This is a genomic window from Bacillus sp. 1021 (genome assembly GCF_014534735.1).
In the GTDB taxonomy this organism is placed as follows: Bacteria; Bacillota; Bacilli; order Bacillales; family Bacillaceae; genus Bacillus; species Bacillus siamensis.
In genome coordinates this window covers 246,984-263,840 of sequence record NZ_JACVSR010000001.1, presented here as the reverse complement: position 1 = coordinate 263,840, position 16,857 = coordinate 246,984, and the positions used below count along the sequence as shown (strand labels likewise).

19 protein-coding genes and 1 riboswitch are annotated in these 16,857 nt (G+C 47.0%); of the genes, 6 read left to right on the top strand and 13 right to left on the bottom strand.

Annotation, left to right across the window (positions count from 1 at the left end; translation table 11 throughout):
- Window position 1: 1 nt before the first annotated feature.
- The 7 genes from ICW23_RS01400 to ICW23_RS01370 form a co-directional block, all read right to left on the bottom strand.
- Window positions 2-1,012, bottom strand: coding sequence for a thiazole biosynthesis adenylyltransferase ThiF (locus ICW23_RS01400; RefSeq protein WP_099745146.1), 1,011 nt, complete (start codon window positions 1,010-1,012; stop codon window positions 2-4).
- Entirely contained in the window at window positions 1,009-1,779 is a 771-nt protein-coding gene (thiG, locus tag ICW23_RS01395; RefSeq protein WP_099745145.1) for a thiazole synthase, read from the bottom strand. Before thiG ends, ICW23_RS01400 begins: the two co-directional genes overlap by 4 nt.
- Entirely contained in the window at window positions 1,776-1,979 is a 204-nt protein-coding gene (thiS, locus tag ICW23_RS01390; RefSeq protein WP_003155008.1) for a sulfur carrier protein ThiS, read from the bottom strand. The genes thiG and thiS overlap by 4 nt, the downstream gene beginning before the upstream one ends.
- On the bottom strand, window positions 1,976-3,085 hold the full coding sequence (thiO, locus tag ICW23_RS01385; protein ID WP_099745144.1) for a glycine oxidase ThiO: 1,110 nt from the start codon (window positions 3,083-3,085) through the stop codon (window positions 1,976-1,978). Before thiO ends, thiS begins: the two co-directional genes overlap by 4 nt.
- Window positions 3,069-3,686 carry a thiazole tautomerase TenI gene (tenI, locus tag ICW23_RS01380; protein ID WP_188153906.1) on the bottom strand — a complete coding sequence of 206 codons (618 nt, stop codon included), beginning with the start codon at window positions 3,684-3,686 and terminating at the stop codon, window positions 3,069-3,071. The genes thiO and tenI overlap by 17 nt, the downstream gene beginning before the upstream one ends.
- Window positions 3,664-4,371: a thiaminase II gene (tenA, locus tag ICW23_RS01375; protein ID WP_099745143.1), complete on the bottom strand. Its 708-nt coding sequence runs from the start codon at window positions 4,369-4,371 to the stop codon at window positions 3,664-3,666. The genes tenI and tenA overlap by 23 nt, the downstream gene beginning before the upstream one ends.
- An 85-nt stretch (window positions 4,372-4,456) precedes the next feature.
- Window positions 4,457-4,565: riboswitch (TPP riboswitch) on the bottom strand.
- A 53-nt stretch (window positions 4,566-4,618) separates the two neighbouring features.
- Window positions 4,619-6,463 (bottom strand): monovalent cation:proton antiporter family protein, encoded by a 1,845-nt coding sequence (locus ICW23_RS01370; RefSeq protein WP_045925340.1) that lies wholly within the window; start codon window positions 6,461-6,463, stop codon window positions 4,619-4,621.
- 226 nt (window positions 6,464-6,689) lie between these two features.
- On the opposite strand from ICW23_RS01370, the gene prpE reads away from it, so the two are divergent.
- On the top strand, window positions 6,690-7,460 hold the full coding sequence (gene prpE / locus ICW23_RS01365; protein WP_188153905.1) for a bis(5'-nucleosyl)-tetraphosphatase PrpE: 771 nt from the start codon (window positions 6,690-6,692) through the stop codon (window positions 7,458-7,460).
- Window positions 7,461-7,472: 12 nt separating this feature from the next.
- Here the strand turns inward: prpE and ICW23_RS01360 are convergent, their stop codons facing one another.
- From ICW23_RS01360 to ICW23_RS01345, 4 genes are read right to left on the bottom strand one after another with little or no spacing between them, the layout of a single operon-like run.
- Window positions 7,473-8,366, bottom strand: coding sequence for an RluA family pseudouridine synthase (locus ICW23_RS01360; protein ID WP_188153904.1), 894 nt, complete (start codon window positions 8,364-8,366; stop codon window positions 7,473-7,475).
- Between the two features lie 14 nt (window positions 8,367-8,380).
- The gene (locus tag ICW23_RS01355; RefSeq protein WP_047477853.1) at window positions 8,381-9,181 is read right to left on the bottom strand and encodes an NAD kinase; all 801 of its coding nucleotides are present in this window, start codon (window positions 9,179-9,181) and stop codon (window positions 8,381-8,383) included.
- A gap of 16 nt (window positions 9,182-9,197) precedes the next feature.
- Window positions 9,198-9,833, bottom strand: a complete 636-nt coding sequence (yjbM, locus tag ICW23_RS01350) for a GTP diphosphokinase (RefSeq protein WP_016938218.1) — start codon at window positions 9,831-9,833, stop codon at window positions 9,198-9,200.
- A gap of 27 nt (window positions 9,834-9,860) precedes the next feature.
- On the bottom strand, window positions 9,861-10,226 hold the full coding sequence (locus ICW23_RS01345) for a UPF0738 family protein (RefSeq protein ID WP_016938219.1): 366 nt from the start codon (window positions 10,224-10,226) through the stop codon (window positions 9,861-9,863).
- A 124-nt stretch (window positions 10,227-10,350) separates the two neighbouring features.
- On the opposite strand from ICW23_RS01345, the gene ICW23_RS01340 reads away from it, so the two are divergent.
- The 5 genes from ICW23_RS01340 to ICW23_RS01320 all read left to right on the top strand — a co-directional run bounded on the left by ICW23_RS01340 (window position 10,351) and on the right by ICW23_RS01320 (window position 13,591).
- Window positions 10,351-10,926 (top strand): CYTH domain-containing protein, encoded by a 576-nt coding sequence (locus ICW23_RS01340; protein ID WP_049628264.1) that lies wholly within the window; start codon window positions 10,351-10,353, stop codon window positions 10,924-10,926.
- Window positions 10,927-10,930: 4 nt separating this feature from the next.
- Complete coding sequence (locus tag ICW23_RS01335; protein WP_016938221.1) at window positions 10,931-11,617, top strand: lytic transglycosylase domain-containing protein; 687 nt, start codon at window positions 10,931-10,933, stop codon at window positions 11,615-11,617.
- A gap of 224 nt (window positions 11,618-11,841) precedes the next feature.
- A complete protein-coding gene (locus ICW23_RS01330) occupies window positions 11,842-12,240 on the top strand; it encodes a globin domain-containing protein (RefSeq protein ID WP_016938222.1) in 399 nt (132 codons plus the stop codon).
- Window positions 12,237-13,139, top strand: a complete 903-nt coding sequence (gene spxH, locus ICW23_RS01325; RefSeq protein WP_016938223.1) for a protease adaptor protein SpxH — start codon at window positions 12,237-12,239, stop codon at window positions 13,137-13,139. The genes ICW23_RS01330 and spxH overlap by 4 nt, the downstream gene beginning before the upstream one ends.
- 284 nt (window positions 13,140-13,423) lie before the next feature.
- On the top strand, window positions 13,424-13,591 hold the full coding sequence (locus tag ICW23_RS01320) for a hypothetical protein (RefSeq protein WP_016938224.1): 168 nt from the start codon (window positions 13,424-13,426) through the stop codon (window positions 13,589-13,591).
- 34 nt (window positions 13,592-13,625) lie between these two features.
- On the opposite strand, the gene pepF is transcribed toward ICW23_RS01320, so the two are convergent.
- A complete protein-coding gene (gene pepF, locus ICW23_RS01315; protein WP_188153903.1) occupies window positions 13,626-15,455 on the bottom strand; it encodes an oligoendopeptidase F in 1,830 nt (609 codons plus the stop codon).
- A 228-nt stretch (window positions 15,456-15,683) separates the two neighbouring features.
- Window positions 15,684-16,844 carry a competence protein CoiA family protein gene (locus tag ICW23_RS01310; protein ID WP_188153902.1) on the bottom strand — a complete coding sequence of 387 codons (1,161 nt, stop codon included), beginning with the start codon at window positions 16,842-16,844 and terminating at the stop codon, window positions 15,684-15,686.
- Window positions 16,845-16,857 lie beyond the last annotated feature (13 nt).

Below are 16,857 nucleotides of genomic sequence, written 5' to 3'. Positions count from 1 at the left end.
ATTATCCGATCCATTTATGATAAAAGGATTTCGCTCTGCTGATGTCGCTTGTGCCGTGAATTAATGCTCTGCCGTCACGAAACAGAACCATCTTGAAACTGTCTGTCGTGAAAGAAATTAAATACGGATTGGCCGAAACGTCAAGCCCGGCCCGTCTGAGCTGTTCCGAAAGCCTTTGCAGGTCAAACGGCTCTGAGATTCCCGTTCTGATCTGTACCGTGTTTCTCCCGCACAGAACAGCCGCTTTTGACTGATTCTCGTAAGATAAAAACGGAAAATCGTTTGTGCCGCAGCTCGGGCAATCCGCTTTCTTGAGACGGGCAACGTTTATTTCGGATCGTTCATTTTTCCACAAATCAAACGAGCGGAGAACATGCTCAACAGGTGCGCCCGTTAACAGCTTCAGCGCGTCTGCAGTCTGAAAAACAGCCGTCTGTAATACAGCCGGACTGATAATTCCCGCCGTATCACATGTCATACCGCCTAAAGGCAATGTCTCAAGCAGACAGTGAAGGCACGGCGTGACACCGGGAATGACGGTAAAGGAGAGTCCATAGCTGCCGACACAGGCGCCGTACAGAAAGGGAATTCCTTTCTGTACAGCCGCATCGTTCACAATCAGCCTCGTTTCAAAGTTGTCAGTCGCGTCAATGATAAGAGATGCGTCACAAATCAGTCCGGGTGCGTTTTCCGCAGTGACATCCATGACAAATCCTTTCACATCTACATCGCTGTTGATGGATTTAAGCCGTTTTTCAGCTGCCGCGGCTTTCGGCATTTCCTGTCTGACATCATCTTCGGTATAAAGCTGCTGGCGCTGGAGATTACTCCACTCCACATAATCTCTGTCAGCGATCGTTACCTTCCCGACCCCTGCTCTGACAAGCATCTCCGCATTTGCCGCACCAAGCGCACCCGCGCCGATAATCACGGCATGAGACGACCGGAGCTTCTCCTGTCCGGAGGGACCGATCGGCTGATACAGCTCCTGTCTGGAATATCTGTCCGTCATACCGGAAGACCGTCCCGCGGACTGCTTGCAGTTCCGTAATCTTTCACCGGAATCCGCCCGGCTTCATAAGAAAGGCGGCCCGCTTCTACGGCAAGCTTCATCGCCCGGGCCATTTTGACCGGATCATCAGCGCCTGACACAGCGGTATTTAATAACACGCCGTCAGCTCCGAGCTCCATCGCGTAGGCGGCGTCTTTTGAAGATCCGACACCGGCATCAACAATGACCGGCACCTTCGCCTGTTCAATGATAAAGGAAAGATTCAGCGGATTTAAAATTCCCTGACCGGAACCGATCGGCGAAGCGCCCGGCATAATGGCATGCACTCCGAGCTCCTCAAGACGTCTTGCGAGCACGACATCGTCCGACGTATACGGAAGCACGATAAATCCCTCTTCAAGCAGCTGTTCTGATGCTTTCAGCGTTTCAACCGGATCAGGCAAAAGTGACCGGCTGCATCCGATGACTTCTACTTTTATCATGTCACAAAGTCCTGAAGCTTTGGCAAGCCTTGCGATTCTGACCGCCTCTTCAGCCGTTGCGGCGCCGGCCGTATTCGGCAGAAGCGTGTACTTAGACAAATCAAGCTGTTCGAGAAAGTTTGGCTGAGACTGTTCAAAGATGTTCATCCGCCGCACCGCAAAGGTTAAAATATCTGATTCCGAGACGGCCACCGCCTCTTTCTGAATCTCAAAACTCGGATATTTCCCCGTTCCTAACAGCAATCTTGACTGAAACTGTTTTCCGCCTATTGTTAACATCCTCATCCGCCTCCTACAAAATGGACAATTTCTATAACATCGCGATCACATAAACTTGTGTTTTCATAATTCTTTTTTTCGATGATTTCTTTATTTCTTTCTACAACTACGATTCTTTGATCAAGCTGATACGATTCAAGCAAATCCTGAACCGTCCCCTCTTTTCGATTCCAATCAATTTGTTTTCCGTTCAGCTGAAGGATCATATTTGAACAGCCTCCTTGCGATCAATTCGAAACGCTTCTTCCCATTCATGTTTAACCTGTCTTCCCAGGATCATATCCCGCACCATTTCAGCCGTTGCCGGAGCTAGCAGGATGCCGTTTCGAAAATGGCCGGCGGCGAATATGATGCCGCTGTTATCAGGATGCCGCCCGATAAACGGCTTTCCGTCTTTTGTCCCCGGCCTGAGCCCCGCCCAAAACCGGTCTATTTTCATATGTTCGATGGCGGGAAGCATGGTTTTCGCTTTCGCAATGACAGCCTCAATCCCGCCGATGTCAGGCGTGTCGCTCCAGTCGCCCCGTTTCATCGTGGCGCCGATGACAAGCCGCCCGCTTTTTCTCGGAACGACATAACAATGATCATGGTAAAGGGTTTTGGTCAGCGGGATTTCGTCATTCCACACAGAGAGGCATTCTCCTTTCACAGGGAAAAAAGGCTGTCCCAAGCCGAGCTGGCTGAAAAACCGGCCGCTCCATACACCGCTGGCAACTGCGACTTTGCCAGCATAAACATCCCCGCCGGACGTTGTGATGCAGTATTCCCCGTTCACCCGTTTTACGGAAGTGACTTGTGTATGCTCACATATGTCAGCGCCATAACGCCGCGCCCCTTTTGCATATGCTTTGCAAACATAGTAAGGTTCGACATGGACATCGTCTTTTATAAAATATGCGCCGAGAATGTCCTTTGAAGTGTAAGGTTCTTTTTCAAGAACCTCCTCCGCTGAGAGCCAAGTGACGGAAGGCAAATCATCCATTTTCCGTAAACGGATCATGTCTTCTTCTGTATACGCCAGTTTAAGCATTCCGCCGTTATGGCGCCTGATATTAATGCCGCTGGCTTCCTCAAGCTCTTGCCCCGCCGCTTCATACAGTCTTTGGCTGTGCATAGCAAAATCAAAAAACGCATCCCGGTTTTCACATTCCGCGTGAGCGCCAAGCATTCCCGCCGCAGCGCTTGTCGTTTTTCGGCCGATTGCTCCGTCTTCAAACAAGACAACGTTCTGCTGCGTCTTCGCCAGCTCATAAGAAATGGCGCATCCGATAATTCCGCCCCCGATAACCGCCGTATCATAGTGCTTCTTCATAATCAGCCTCCCTCACCGCGCGTGCACACCGTTTTGCCGCCTCCTCAGGATTTTCAGCTGAGAAAATGCCTGACATGACAGCAATTCCGTCCGGTTTCGCCTGCTTTGTGAGCCGGATCGTCTGCAGTGTCATTCCGCCGATTGCAATGACAGGGATGGAAAGCGTGCGTTTGATCTCTGAAAGCAGGCTGATGCCTCTTGCTTCAAGTCCTTGTTTACATTCGGTTTCAAACACATGGCCGAACACCACATAATCCGCATCTTCCTTTTCAGCTCGGATGGCTTCTTCCAGCGAATGAACCGAACGTCCGATATGAAGATGGGGAAATCTGCTTCGCACCTGCTTTACGGAAAAGCTGCTGGACGGGAGCTGAACACGGTGTATGTTGGCAAAAAGCGCGATATCCGCTCTGTCATTGATGATCAATTTGTCCTTATCCGCACCTCCCTTTTTCAAAAGGGACAAAAGCTGCATGATCTCTCCCGCTGTTTTATCCCGCTCACGGATATGGATAAAGCTTACTTCGCGCTGAATCGATAGAATATCCTCGGCCAGTTCGGCAACGGGTTTACGATTATCAGTTACGGCGTGCAGCTCCAAAGGACTCCACCTCTTTTCCGCCCTTCTCGGACCAGCCTTCTTTTTGATAAGCCATTCCCCAAAATTGATATTCATAATAGCTTGAAATCACAAAATTCTCTTTCATTTTCGCGCGGATTTCCTCTGTGCTGTTTTCAGCAATCTCGTCAAAACGGCTGATCTGTTCTTCGACCTGCTGTCTGAACCAGTCTCCGCCGTATGTACCGATCCATTTTTCGTAAATCGGATGTTCCGGTTTACATTCCTTTAAGCGTTCGCCGACTTCATAATAAAGCCAATAGCAAGGCAGAAGCGCGGCTAAAATTTCTCCAAAATTGCCGCTCATCACCGATCTGTACATATGAGACGTATAAGAATAGGCTGTCGGCGCCGGCTTAAATGCCGCGCGCTCTTCTTCTGTAATCCCTAAAATCTCCGTAAATTCGCGGTGCAGCGCCATTTCCGCTTCATATGTGCCTTGAGCGTGGCCCGCCATCCTTCCCGTCGTAAACAAGTCTTCGGCATATGCGGCTGCAAACGCCTGAACTTTTGCAAAATGCGTCAAGTAGTAGGAATCTTGCAGTACATAATAACTGAAACGGTCTAACGGCAGGCTTCCGTCACCGATCCCTGTTACAAACGGATGAACAAAGCTTCCGTCCCACCATTCGGCTGCCGCCAGTCTGCATTCTTCAGAAAATGTCATAAAGTTTTCCCCCCTGATAAAATAAAAAAACCACTTTCCCGCATCGGAAAAGTGGTTTGGAATTTATCTGGATAAAAGGAACCCGAAAAATACCGCTCCACTTCCCTACGCAGGTCTGAACCTGTTCAAGTTATGAGGGTCTAAAAGTCTCACTTTTATCTCAGCCCTTATGAAGGACACCCCTAGTGGTCATACGATTGATCATTTACTTGTTATGCCTTCTATCTTATCACGAAATGCAATTTGGTCAAGCTTCAAGGATTTTTCTCAGCTCCGACACGTAGTTGCGCGAGCCCGTAACGATGAGACGGTCTCCTGTTTTCAGCCTCGTGTCCCCATGCGGAACGATGCTGTCCACACCTCTGAAAATCCGAACGAAAATCACATCGCCCATCAGCGGAAATTCGCGCAGAATAATGCCGTTATACGCCGTATTTTCCAGATTGATCTGATAAAGCGAAGACTCTTCATTCGTTAGAAGGTTCATCACGCCCGGCGCCTCAATTAATGCGCGCAAGAGCGTCTTTGTAGACAGAAGGATAGAAAAAATACTGATGCCCTCTTCCTTCAGTTTTGTTTCATGTTCAACCGAGCCGACGCTTGCGATGATGCGCTCAGTCCCTTTCTCTTTCGCCATTAAGGCGATTTCAGCGTTCACATCTTCATTTCCCGTCGCCACGACCAGAATATCCGTTTTAAAAATACCGTGCGACTCAAGCGTGCCGGGCTCGTAATCAGAAATCGTTTCAACAGAAAAAACGGATTCCGCAAGCTTTTCCCCGGCATTTTCCTGATACACATGGACGACCCGCACATCATATTCCTCATCAGGCAGCTCCAGCGTCACCGGAAGCGTCATTTGGTTGGCGCCGATAAATGTAATGCGCTTCTTTTCCTGCGGCGCACTTTGCCGCTTGAATAATTTTTTAAAGCCGACCGGTGTGATGATGCTGGCGATAACCGCAACTAAAGTCAGCGCGCCGGACATATTGGCGCTGATAATGTGAAGCCTTTCTCCGATCGTAGCCGCCGCGATAACAAGCGACAGCGTAGAAGTCAGCAAAAACCCCGAAGCAAACACGGTTCTTTTGTCATACCATTTCTTTAAATAAAGCACCGGGAACATTTTGCTGATAAACAGCGCAAGCAGAAGCAGCGGAATCATCGTCAATGTTTTCGGATCTTGGAAGAGCGTCCATATGTCCAGCTTCACCCCGACCATGACGAAAAAGATCGGAATTAAAAACCCGTAGCCGAATGAATCCAGCTGCTCCACCATTTCTTTATTCGGCGACAGAAGCGATACTAAAACGCCTGCTAAAAATGCACCGAGAATATTTTCCGCCCCGAGAGATTCCGATAAAGCGACAAGCACGATAATCAGTGTGAAAATGGCTCGCGTGCCGATCTGGACGGTGCCTTTAGACATCGACTGCACAAATGAGCGGTGTTTAAAGATCCTGCCGAAGAAATACAGCACCACCCCCGCGGCAAAGAGAATCAGAAGAAGCCACATATTTCCGCTGTCTTCCCCGTAAAGAGAAGAGAAGAAGGCGAGCAGAATCATCGTAGCCAAGTCCGCAATAACGGCGACAAGCAGAATGATCTGGCCGATATTGGAATTCATGATCCGTTCTTCCTTTAAAGTCGGAACGACCACACCGAGTGATATTGTCGAAATAATAAGCGTCATTAAAAACGCGTTTTGAATAAAACCGGCTAATACAAAGGCATAGGACAGCAGCAATGATAAAATAAAGATGCCGAAAAATATGATCAGTGCGGCAGAAAACGTATTGGGTGCTTCCTTGCCGTTCGGAAGGAATTGTTTTTTCTTTCCTTTCTCAAATGACGAAAAGTCAATTTCCAATCCGCTTAAAAACATTAAAAAGATAAAGCCGAGAACAGACAGCGTCTCCAGCCACGTGTCTCCCTGAACGACGAGATTCAGGCCGCTTTTTCCGATAATAAGCCCCATGATGATTTCCGCGACAACGACCGGAATGCTGAGCTTAAACCGATGTAAAAGGAGCGGCGTCAAAAAAGCGACGATCAGAACGACGACTAAAGAAGCGACTGATGTGTGTTCCATTTGTAAATACCTCCTTAAAACAAGGGTTATAAAAGCCCGCTTAAAGCGGACAATACCTTACTTTTTTTAAAAACATAACGCATATTCTAACAAGGCTGGCGGCGAAAAAAAAGTGATAAGGCATTATTTCTTCAAATTCTTTTTTTAATTTGTACCAAAACAGCGTAATTAGGTAAAGGAATTAGTCCCATAATAAATAAAAAACCGGAAAAGGGAGGCTGACAGAATGGCATATGACATCATCAGCGATATACACGGATGTTATGACGAAATGATCGCGTTAATGCAAAAGCTCGGATATGAAGTGAAAGACGGAATGCCCGTCCATTCTGAAGACAGAACGCTAGTCTTTGCGGGAGATTTAACAGACAGAGGCCCCAAATCCGTAGATGTGATGCGTTTCGTGGCAAAAGCATATGAAAAAGGCATCGTCCGTTATGTCCCGGGAAATCATTGCAACAAACTGTATCGTTACTTAAAAGGAAACCCCGTAAAAGTGATGCACGGACTGGAAACGACGGCAGCCGAACTGAAAGAGCTGTCTCCCGCCGACAGAACGGAAGTCTCCAGACAATTTATCCGATTATATGAGTCAGCGCCGCTTTATGACATTTTACATAATGGCGATCTCGTTGTCGCCCACGCCGGCATAAAAGCTGACGATATCGGTAAATACTCGCGTAAGGTTAAAGAATTTGTGTTGTACGGCGATATCACGGGTGAAACGTATCCAGACGGCAGACCCGTCAGAAGAGACTGGGCCGCCGCCTATGAAGGGAAAGCATGGATTGTTTACGGCCATACCCCGGTAAAACGCCCCCGGATCGTCAACCGTACAATCAACATTGATACAGGATGTGTCTTCGGGAATCAGCTGACAGGCTTTCGCTTTCCGGAGCATGAAACCGTCTCTGTTGAAAGCTCAATGCCCTATGATGCTTCACGCTTTCGCGAAGATCAAGGCAGTCAGACATGGAAAAAAGCCCGAAACCGGTAAACGGTTCGGGCTTTACATATGTTCGATCAATGTTTTCATATCGTCAGGAACGGGGGCATGAAAAACGAGCGTTTCTCCTGTTATGGGGTGTACGAATGAAAGCCGCTCACTGTGAAGCGCCTGCCGTGCAATTCCCTCGTTTTTCCCGCCGTACAGCGTATCACCGACTAACGGATGGCCGAGGTAACTCATGTGCACCCGGATTTGATGCGTCCGCCCCGTCTCAAGCCGCAACTGCACAAGCGTAAACACACGTCCGGTTTTTTCCGTTTGAAAATGCGTTACCGCTTCTTGTCCCTCCGGCGTTACCATCCGCTCAATAATGCTGCTGGGTTTTCTGCCGATTGGCGCGTCCACCGTTCCTTCTTTCTGCTGCATGACGCCGTGTACGACAGCGAGATACCGCCTGCTGACAAGCCCCTTCTTCTGCGCTGCCGACAAAAGAGAATGAGCAAGCCGATGCTTGGCGATCAGCATCGCTCCCGACGTATCCCTGTCAAGACGGGTGACGAGATGAACCGTGGACTGTACGCCGCTTTTTAAGTAATGGCTGATCACTCCGTTAGCGATGCTTTCCGACGGGTGTTCCCGTGATGGAATTGAGGAAACAAACGGCTGTTTATTGACCACCAGCACATGGTCATCTTCATAAAGAATGTCAAGCGGAACCGGCTCAGGCAAAAGCGTTTCACTCACATGCTCCTTTGGGAATTCAATCTTAAGCACATCCCCTGCCGCTAATACGGCGCGGACGGTTACATGCTCTCCATTGACAAGAAGATCTCCCCCGCCGAATTTAATGTCAGCGAGAAGCCGTTTCGAAATGCCGAGCTGTGCCGTATATTCTTTTACCGTCATGCCGGCTTCCCGGGCTGAAATATTCTTTTGGATAAAAAAGTTGTTCAATCCGTTTCCTCTTTCTATTCGCCTTTTCCGATAAAGGAATCCTGCACTCTTTTCCAAAACGGAAAAGGGCGGAATCTTGCAAATCTGACTTTTTCATTTGCCACCCGGCATAGAATAGATTTGACATCCTTATGCAGCAAGGTCAAATGATCAATCGTGACTTGGAAGTCGACGTCGTTTCTCGGTTTGATGACACAGTTATGATGATCGGGAAGCAAAAGCGGCGAACCGACAGTCCTGAACACTCTGTTGTTGATGGATGCCATTTCCGCGAGCTGAATCGCTCTGATGGAAGGATGAATGATCGCGCCGCCTAACGCTTTATTATAAGCCGTGCTTCCGGAAGGCGTTGACAGACATAAACCGTCTCCCCTGAACGTTTCAAACAGCTGGCCTTTAATTTCAACGTCAGCGACGAGACTGCCTTCAATGCTTTTGATCGTACATTCATTCAAAGCCAGATACCGTTCCTCACGCTCTTCATCATGATAAGTGACAACCACTTCAAGAAGGGGATATTCCACGGTATGATACGGCGTTTTGGCGATGGCAAGAACAAGCTTTTCTATCTCCTGCGGAACCCAATCGGCATAAAAACCCAAATGCCCCGTGTGAACCCCGACAAAAGCCGTTTTATCCAGACGGTCGCTGTATCTGTGGAATGCGTAGAGAAGCGTTCCGTCACCGCCGACGGAAATAACAATTTCCGGCTCTTTTTCATCCAAGGTCATATCAAAATCAAGTAAATACGCCTGTATTTTGCTTTTCAGTGTATCTGAAACTTCGTCTCCTTTTGAAGAAACGGCAAATTTCATGCCATTCCCCTCCTTTCTACTGGTGGCCTCCCGCTTTTTTCTTTCGTGAAAACGCGGCTTGGGCTTCCTGAATCTCTCCGCGGATTTCAGACATTTCTTCATCGAGCCGGGATGCGGCTTCCGAGGCCCGCTGCAGCCTCAGCTTTACTTTTTCGGGAATGTTCCCGCTGTATTTGTAATTCAGTGAATGCTCAATGGTGGCCCAAAAGTTCATGGCAAGCGTCCGAATCTGTATCTCTACAAGAACATGCTTTTCTCCGGACGCAGTTTGTAAAGGATATAAAACGACAAGGTGGTAAGACCGGTATCCGCTCTCTTTATGCTCTGCTATGTAATCCCGCTTGTCGACAACGGTAAAATCTTTTCTGGCAAACAGCATATTTTTGACGATCTGGATATCATCGACAAATTGGCACATAATACGCAGTCCTGCGATATCCTGCATCGTTTCAATCTGATGAAGCGGTATGCTTTTCCGTCTCGCTTTTTCAAGTATGCTTACCACCGGCTTCACGCGGCCTGTCACAAACTCAATCGGTGAGTGGTCATCTTCATACTCATAAAGGGTTCTGACGCCTTTCAGCTTCACCTTTAATTCCTCAACAGCCTGGCGGTATGGCGCTAGAAATTGCTCCCATTGTTTGTCATCCATCGTACATCCCCCAATTCCGAACCTGTTCTAAAGAAATACGCTTTTCACTTTTTCTTCCATATCTCCGTAGTTTGCATTATCTTTAATATTTTCAATAAGATAATCGAGTTCTTCATGCAGCCCTGAAAGTTCAACCGTTTTGCCGCCGGCCTCCAGCACCGCCGGTTTTCTTTTGTCAAAGGCCTCTTTCAGATCCGGCCATACATGTTCTTTTATAATGACATATTCAAAAGAGTCAGCTGTTTCAAGTATGTATACAAAAGCAAAGTGATCGGAATCAACAAGCATTTGACCTGAGGCTTTGCGTTCCGCTCCGCTTAAGTCCTCTCCGCACTTCAGGCGGAGCACGTCTTCTGTTAATGATGCATTTTGAATTTCAATTCTCTTTTGCATAATGTTCTCCTTTTTTAACAAAGTACAGCATTTATTTTATCATATCAAGGTCGATATTGATAAACGTAACCTCTAAAGAGATAATGGGAATTATACAATTTTTCGTCCTGAAAGGAAGACTGTCATGACCCAAGAAATAGAAATTGAATTCAAAAATCTGCTGACAAAATCAGAATTTCAGAAGCTGAGTGAAGCACTCGGCATGAAAAAACATGATTTTAAGCAGCAAATCAATCATTACTTCGATACAAAAGATTTTTCTCTGAAACAAAAAAAATCAGCCCTCCGCATCCGTGAAAAAAACGGCGCGTTCGTCCTGACTTTAAAAGAGCCTGCCGCGGTCGGTCTGCTGGAAACGCACCAAGAGCTTGCAAAACAGCCTGACCTTGACAGCTTCAAGATCCCCGAAGGCCCTGTAAAACGGCAGCTGGACGGTCTCGGCATCCATTCAGAAGCCATTTGTTACTTCGGAACGCTGTCGACTGAACGCGCGGAAAAAGAATCAGAAAAAGGCTTAATCATTTTAGATCACAGCCGATATTTAGAGAAAGAAGACTTTGAATTGGAATTCGAGGCTGCTGACTGGGACGAAGGAAAACGGGCGTTTGAACAATTGCTCAAGCAATTCGGCATCCCTCAGCGGGTCACTAAAAATAAAATCCAGCGTTTTTATGAACAGAAACAAAAAAAGGTGGAATGACACAGTGAATATAACGAATTGGGCGGCCCTTCTCCAGCTTCAATCAATGGCGCTGCAATCAATGTCTAATACAAGCACCGCTTCAAGCGGACAATCTGCAGAAAGCCCGCTTGCAAATTTCAGCGCGCTGCTCAGCCAATATACGGGCACAGCCGTCCGGCAGCAGCCGGAAGCGGGAATTTTAAACGGGGTACGGACCGATCATACTTCATATTCACCGAGAATTCCGGTTTCAGTCAGTCCCGCGGCCGCTTCACAGACCGCTTCTTCCGTCATAAAACCTGCGCATACAGCTTCTGACATCAGCACCGGAAACTTTTCAATAGACAGTGCCATTCAAAAAGCTGCCGAAAAATACGGAGTCGACGAAAAGCTGATCCGTGCGGTTATTAAACAGGAATCAGGCTTTAATCCGAAAGCGGTCAGCGGTGCGGGGGCGATGGGACTGATGCAGCTCATGCCTTCCACGGCTGAATCACTCGGGGTGTCAAACCCGCTTGATCCCGTCCAGAACGCTGACGGCGGGACGAAATACTTAAAGCAGATGCTCACAAAATACGACGGAAATGTGTCTCTGGCGTTAGCCGCCTACAACGCAGGCCCCGGCAACGTAGATCAGTACGGAGGCATTCCGCCGTTTAAAGAAACACAGCAATATGTCAAAAACATCACCCAGCAGTATTACGCGTAAACCAGAGAGGCTTCCTTCTCTGGTTTTTTTGCGGAGTAAATCTTACACATGAATGAAGTCGATGTGATATGATATGAAATACAAGCGCCTGACAGAAAGGCACTTTGTTTGTAGAAATAAAATGTTATTGCTAAAATATACAGTAACTGAAGATAGTAAAACTGAAAGATAATTTCGCAATAGGAATTATGATTCCTATTAGCCATATAAAAGGAGTAGTCAACATGGGACAATCGTTTAACGCACCATATGAAGCGATTGGAGAGGAACTTCTATCGCAACTTGTTGATACTTTTTATGAGCGTGTCTCGTCTCATCCCTTGCTGAAGCCGATATTCCCAAGTGATTTGACTGAAACGGCCAGAAAACAAAAGCAATTTTTAACCCAGTATTTAGGCGGGCCTCCCCTCTATACTGAAGAACATGGCCATCCCATGCTCAGAGCAAGGCATCTTCCCTTTCCGATTACGGCAGAAAGGGCTGATGCGTGGCTGAGCTGTATGAGCAGAGCGATGGATCATGTCGGGCTAGAGGGCGATATTCGTGAATTTCTGTACGGGCGTCTGGAATTAACGGCCAGACATATGGTAAACCAGTCAGAAGCGGAGGATCGATCATATTGACGAATTATCAGCATGAGCAATACTTCGCCCATTGCCACGGACATCCAAAAAAACCGCTGGAAATTTACATGTTTGTCGACCCTTTATGTCCTGAATGCTGGTCGCTGGAGCCCGCCATAAAAAAATTAAAAATCCGATACGGACGTTTTTTTACGCTGCGGATCATTGTTTCCGCGAGCATCACATCACTGAATAAGCAAAAGCGTAAAAAACACCTTCTTGCCGAAGCTTGGGAAAAAATCGCGAACCGTTCCGGGATGCCGTGTGACGGAAGCCTTTGGCTTGAGCAGGATCAGCCCCTTTCATCACCTTATCTGGCGGCACTCGCTTTAAAAGCGGCCGAACTGCAGGGAAGAAAGGCCGGCATCCTGTTTCTCCGCAACATGCAGGAAAGCCTGTTTGTCTCAAAGCAGAATATTACAGATGAAGACGTTCTTTTAGAGATTGCCAAAAAGACGAAATTGGATGTCGAAGAATTTAAACGCGATCTCCATTCACAAAGCGCGGTAAAAGCGCTGCAGTGCGATATGAAAATCGCCGCGGAAATGGACGTCACCGTTAATCCGACATTGACGTTCTTTAACAGCCTGCATGATGACGAAGGGCTGAAAGTGCCCGGCAACTATTCTTATGAAGTATACGAAGACATCTTATTCGAAATGCTCGGCGATGAACCGAAGCCTTCTGAAACGCCGCCTTTGGAATGTTTCATTGAATATTTCCGATTTGTCGCATCGAAAGAAATTGCACTTGTTTATGATTTAAGCCTTGAGGAAGTTGAAAAAGAAATGAAAAAACTGGCGTTCGCCAAAAAGGTCGCCAGAGTGGATGCAAAGCACGGTCTGTTTTGGAAATCCTTAACCGGAACCAAAGAGGATGTTACCTGCTGCGATCATTAAAAAAAGCTGATTCCTTACGGAGCCGGCTTTTTTTGTGCAAATAAAGAAACCGCGCCGGGATAAGCGCGGTTTCATATGTCTTAACGACAACAAAGGGGATGGGAGAAATTTTTCACGGTCAAACAAAGGGGTAATGTTTGTTTGTGATCAATTTCACATCCTTATCATATCAAATCTTGTCGAGTTTTGACAACCCATAAGCTTAATGTTCATATTTTTGTCACAAAACATAACTGACTGCTTGTTTTCATAGAATATATCAATGTAAACAAGGAGGGACATACATGCTTCGCACCGTATTGACCATCGGAATGATTGTGTTTTTCTTCTTTTTAAATCTGCTGGCCATGATGCACATGCTGCCGATTTACATTACATCTCCCCTGCTGTTTCTGTCGATATTGTTTGCCCTGTACCGGCTGAATCACCGAAAAACGTTTAAAGGATTTTAAAAAGCCTGCGCATCTTCTGCACAGGCTTTTTCTATTATGAAGGGTTCACTTTCGAAAGGAGTTCTTCCATTTCATTCAGTTTCTCTTCAAACATTTTGCAGGCCGCCTCGATCGGTTCAGGCGATGTCATATCGACTCCCGCTTTTTTCAGTATGTCGATCGGGTATTCTGAGCTTCCCGCTTTTAAGAATTCGGTATAACGCTCAACCGCAGGCTTGCCTTCTTTTAAGATCTGGCTGCTCAGCGCTTGTGCCGCACTGTAGCCTGTCGCATATTGATACACATAATAATTGTAATAGAAATGCGGAATTCTTGACCATTCCAGGCTGATTTCTTTATCAATCACCATGTTGTCTCCGAAATACTTTTTATTGAGATCATAATAAAGCTTGCTCAGCAGTTCAGGCGTCAGCGGCTCGCCTTCTTGCGCTTTCGTATGAATCAGATGCTCAAATTCAGCGAACATCGTCTGTCTGAAGACTGTGCCTCTGAAACCTTCAAGCATGTGGTTGAGCAGGTACAGACGCTGTTTTTCATCTTTTAAGCTGTTCAGCATGTATTCACCAAGCAGCGCTTCATTGGTCGTAGAAGCGACTTCAGCGACAAAAATGCTGTAGTTTCCGTACGGATACGGCTGATATTTTCTCGTATAGTAGCTGTGCACGGAATGGCCGAACTCGTGAACGAGCGTAAACAGGTTGTTGACATTGTCATGCCAGTTCATCAAGATGTACGGATTCGTGCCGTATGTACCGGACGAATAAGCACCGCTGCGTTTTCCTTTGTTTTCGTATACATCGACCCAGCGGTTTTCAAGTCCTTCTTTTAAAACAGACGCGTATTCCTCGCCTAACGGAGCAAGCCCTTTGAGCATATAATCTTTTGCTTCCTCATATGTGACCTTCATTCCCGAATCTTTTACAAGCGGTGTGTACAGGTCATAAATATGGACTTCATCAAGGCCGAGCACTTTTTTCCGCAGATCAATGTAGCGGTGTAATAACGGAAGATGTTTATTGATCGTTTTGATCAGGTTATCATAAACTTCTTCAGGGATGCTGTTATTGGATAAAGCCGCTTCCCGTGCTGATTTGTATTTTTTCACACGGGCGTAGAAATTGTCTTTTTTCACAGTGCCGCTGAGTGTAGTCGCCATCGTGTTTTTATACTGTCCGTATGTTTTATATACGGCTTTAAAGGCGTTTTTACGGACTTCCCGGTCGCTGCTTTCCAGAAAATTAATAAAGTTGCCGTGTGTGATTTGAGCTTCCTTGCCGTCTTCATCTTTAATTGACGGAAACGTAATATCGGCGTTATTTAACACACTGAATGTGTTGGAAGGCGAAGACAGCGCTTCTGACGCTTCCGCAAGCAGGGCCTCTTCTCTTTCACTCAGCACGTGCGGACGCTGTTTTGTAATTTCTTCAATTGCATGGGAGTAAAGCTTCAGCTCTTCTTTTTCCAGAATAAACTGATGCAGCTTGTCCTCCTGAATCGCCAGAATTTCCGGTTCAATATAAGCAGTCGCACTGGCAGCCTGAGAATACAGACTTGCGGCTTTGTCGTTCAGCCCTTGGTAGAAAGAATTTCCCGTATCCTGGTCTGAACGCATATGCGCGTATGCATAAAGTTTCCCCAAACGGCTCGTCACTTCATCCTGTGCGGTAAGCGCCGCGTATAAATTATCGGCTGAATGAGCAAGTGTGCCTTTAAAGGAAGATAAATTCGGAATTAATTCTTTAACCGCTTGAAATTCTTTATTCCAGGCCTCATCACTAGGAAAAATATCCTCTAGTCTCCATGTATGCTCTGCCTTTACTTCACTTCTGTCAGGCAGCTGTGCTGCTTTATTTTCCTCAGTCATGGTGATCCCCCTCGTTTTCTTTACTTCAAGCCAATTGAAAAAACGATTGTTTCTCCAAAAACTTGTGTTGTGATTATCTTCCGGCTTTTCACTGCCTTTTGTCAAATCATATGCGGCATATAAGACCAAGCATACCAATAATCCAGTGAAAAAACGAAAACAAAATGCCCGTACGCCCTTCACATTCAGCCACCACCTTGACGTTAGGGTGAACGAAATCAAGCATTCTCATTCTCCAAAAAAGAGCTGATCCCGCTGACGCAGCTCTTCAGCCGTTTGAGGGCGCTTCTGTTGAGGTGAGGGCATATATACTTCATTCTCAGTTTCCCTTAAAAAATCCTGCAAGCATAAGAAATCCGCATATTGTTTTACCGCCATTCCGATGAGATGTTCGTGAGAATCGTACCGCATCCGGATTTCCTGACGGCGGATGTTATGCCGTACATCTTGAATCATGCCGGATAACCGGATCGGTGCTCCTTTTTCAAAAAGCTCCGCAAGCCGCAAGTATAAATGGCCCTGCCACACGAAAACGGGACTTGCAAACACAAATCCCGCTGAAACGGGAATAAACACTTCAGAAGGCAGAAAAGGAAATGCAACCTGGTGTCTCTCGTAAAAAAGCCGCCGGATGAGACCGGCATCCTCAGATAAAAACCGGCCGCTTTTTTTGCGGAATCCGGCTACGGCGCGTCTCCAATTGGAAAGTTTGACGCTGTGCCGCCCTTCCGGATGACAAATGTCTTTCAGGTTTGCTTTGTGAAGAGGGATCGTGGTTAAGCCGGCATAAGAATAGCCGGTGTAAAACGGGGTGATGGAATGCAGTTTGTAAAAGGAGCGGGCGTCGGGGCAGTAAAACATCAAGGATGAAAATGAATTAGCTTCAAAGAACTGCCAGTGATATGCAGAAAGCCGGAAAAAATGCGCAGCCAGCCGTTTCAGGCGTTTTGCCCCGATGATCCAGACCGGCCGGTATCCGGCGTTTTTCAGGCCTGCCGTCCGGCTCTTTAAAGAGTCTGCCGAAAGGTTCGCACATTGAAATTCAATAGCCAGCCTCTCTTTTCCGTTTTCAGCCGTCAAGTCAGGCCGCTGACCTGCGGAAGTCAGATACGGCTCCAGACTGACGGTGCACCCTTGTGCCTTAAGCCAGAGAAAAAGCTGTCTTTTTCCTTCCAGATGGTATTCACTTTCAGGCTCGGATTCTCCCGGACACAGCCTGCTTTTTTTATGGGCGAAGTGCGGCAGTTTCTCCCGTCCAAGTTTGATATCAAGCTCACTTTTACACACGGGGCAGAACCAACGCTTATTTCTCAGCTCCGCCGCCTTTTCCTTTGAATAGCTTCCAGCCAGCTGAATGAGCCGGCCGTCGGCATTCACAGCACTGAACATATTGCATCTTCTC

Excerpts from the sequence above, each read along its gene's own strand:
- ICW23_RS01345 (WP_016938219.1), bottom strand. The coding sequence starts at position 10,226 with ATGCAAAAGAGAATTGAAATTCAAAATGCATCATTAACAGAAGACGTG.
- ICW23_RS01400 (WP_099745146.1), bottom strand. The coding sequence starts at position 1,012 with ATGACGGACAGATATTCCAGACAGGAGCTGTATCAGCCGATCGGTCCC.
- tenA (WP_099745143.1), bottom strand. The coding sequence starts at position 4,371 with ATGACATTTTCTGAAGAATGCAGACTGGCGGCAGCCGAATGGTGGGAC.
- prpE (WP_188153905.1), top strand. The coding sequence starts at position 6,690 with ATGGCATATGACATCATCAGCGATATACACGGATGTTATGACGAAATG.
- ICW23_RS01340 (WP_049628264.1), top strand. The coding sequence starts at position 10,351 with ATGACCCAAGAAATAGAAATTGAATTCAAAAATCTGCTGACAAAATCA.
- thiO (WP_099745144.1), bottom strand. The coding sequence starts at position 3,085 with ATGAAGAAGCACTATGATACGGCGGTTATCGGGGGCGGAATTATCGGA.
- pepF (WP_188153903.1), bottom strand. The coding sequence starts at position 15,455 with ATGACTGAGGAAAATAAAGCAGCACAGCTGCCTGACAGAAGTGAAGTA.
- ICW23_RS01310 (WP_188153902.1), bottom strand. The coding sequence starts at position 16,844 with ATGTTCAGTGCTGTGAATGCCGACGGCCGGCTCATTCAGCTGGCTGGA.
- thiS (WP_003155008.1), bottom strand. The coding sequence starts at position 1,979 with ATGATCCTTCAGCTGAACGGAAAACAAATTGATTGGAATCGAAAAGAG.
- ICW23_RS01330 (WP_016938222.1), top strand. The coding sequence starts at position 11,842 with ATGGGACAATCGTTTAACGCACCATATGAAGCGATTGGAGAGGAACTT.
- ICW23_RS01320 (WP_016938224.1), top strand. The coding sequence starts at position 13,424 with ATGCTTCGCACCGTATTGACCATCGGAATGATTGTGTTTTTCTTCTTT.
- ICW23_RS01355 (WP_047477853.1), bottom strand. The coding sequence starts at position 9,181 with ATGAAATTTGCCGTTTCTTCAAAAGGAGACGAAGTTTCAGATACACTG.
- ICW23_RS01370 (WP_045925340.1), bottom strand. The coding sequence starts at position 6,463 with ATGGAACACACATCAGTCGCTTCTTTAGTCGTCGTTCTGATCGTCGCT.
- thiG (WP_099745145.1), bottom strand. The coding sequence starts at position 1,779 with ATGAGGATGTTAACAATAGGCGGAAAACAGTTTCAGTCAAGATTGCTG.
- yjbM (WP_016938218.1), bottom strand. The coding sequence starts at position 9,833 with ATGGATGACAAACAATGGGAGCAATTTCTAGCGCCATACCGCCAGGCT.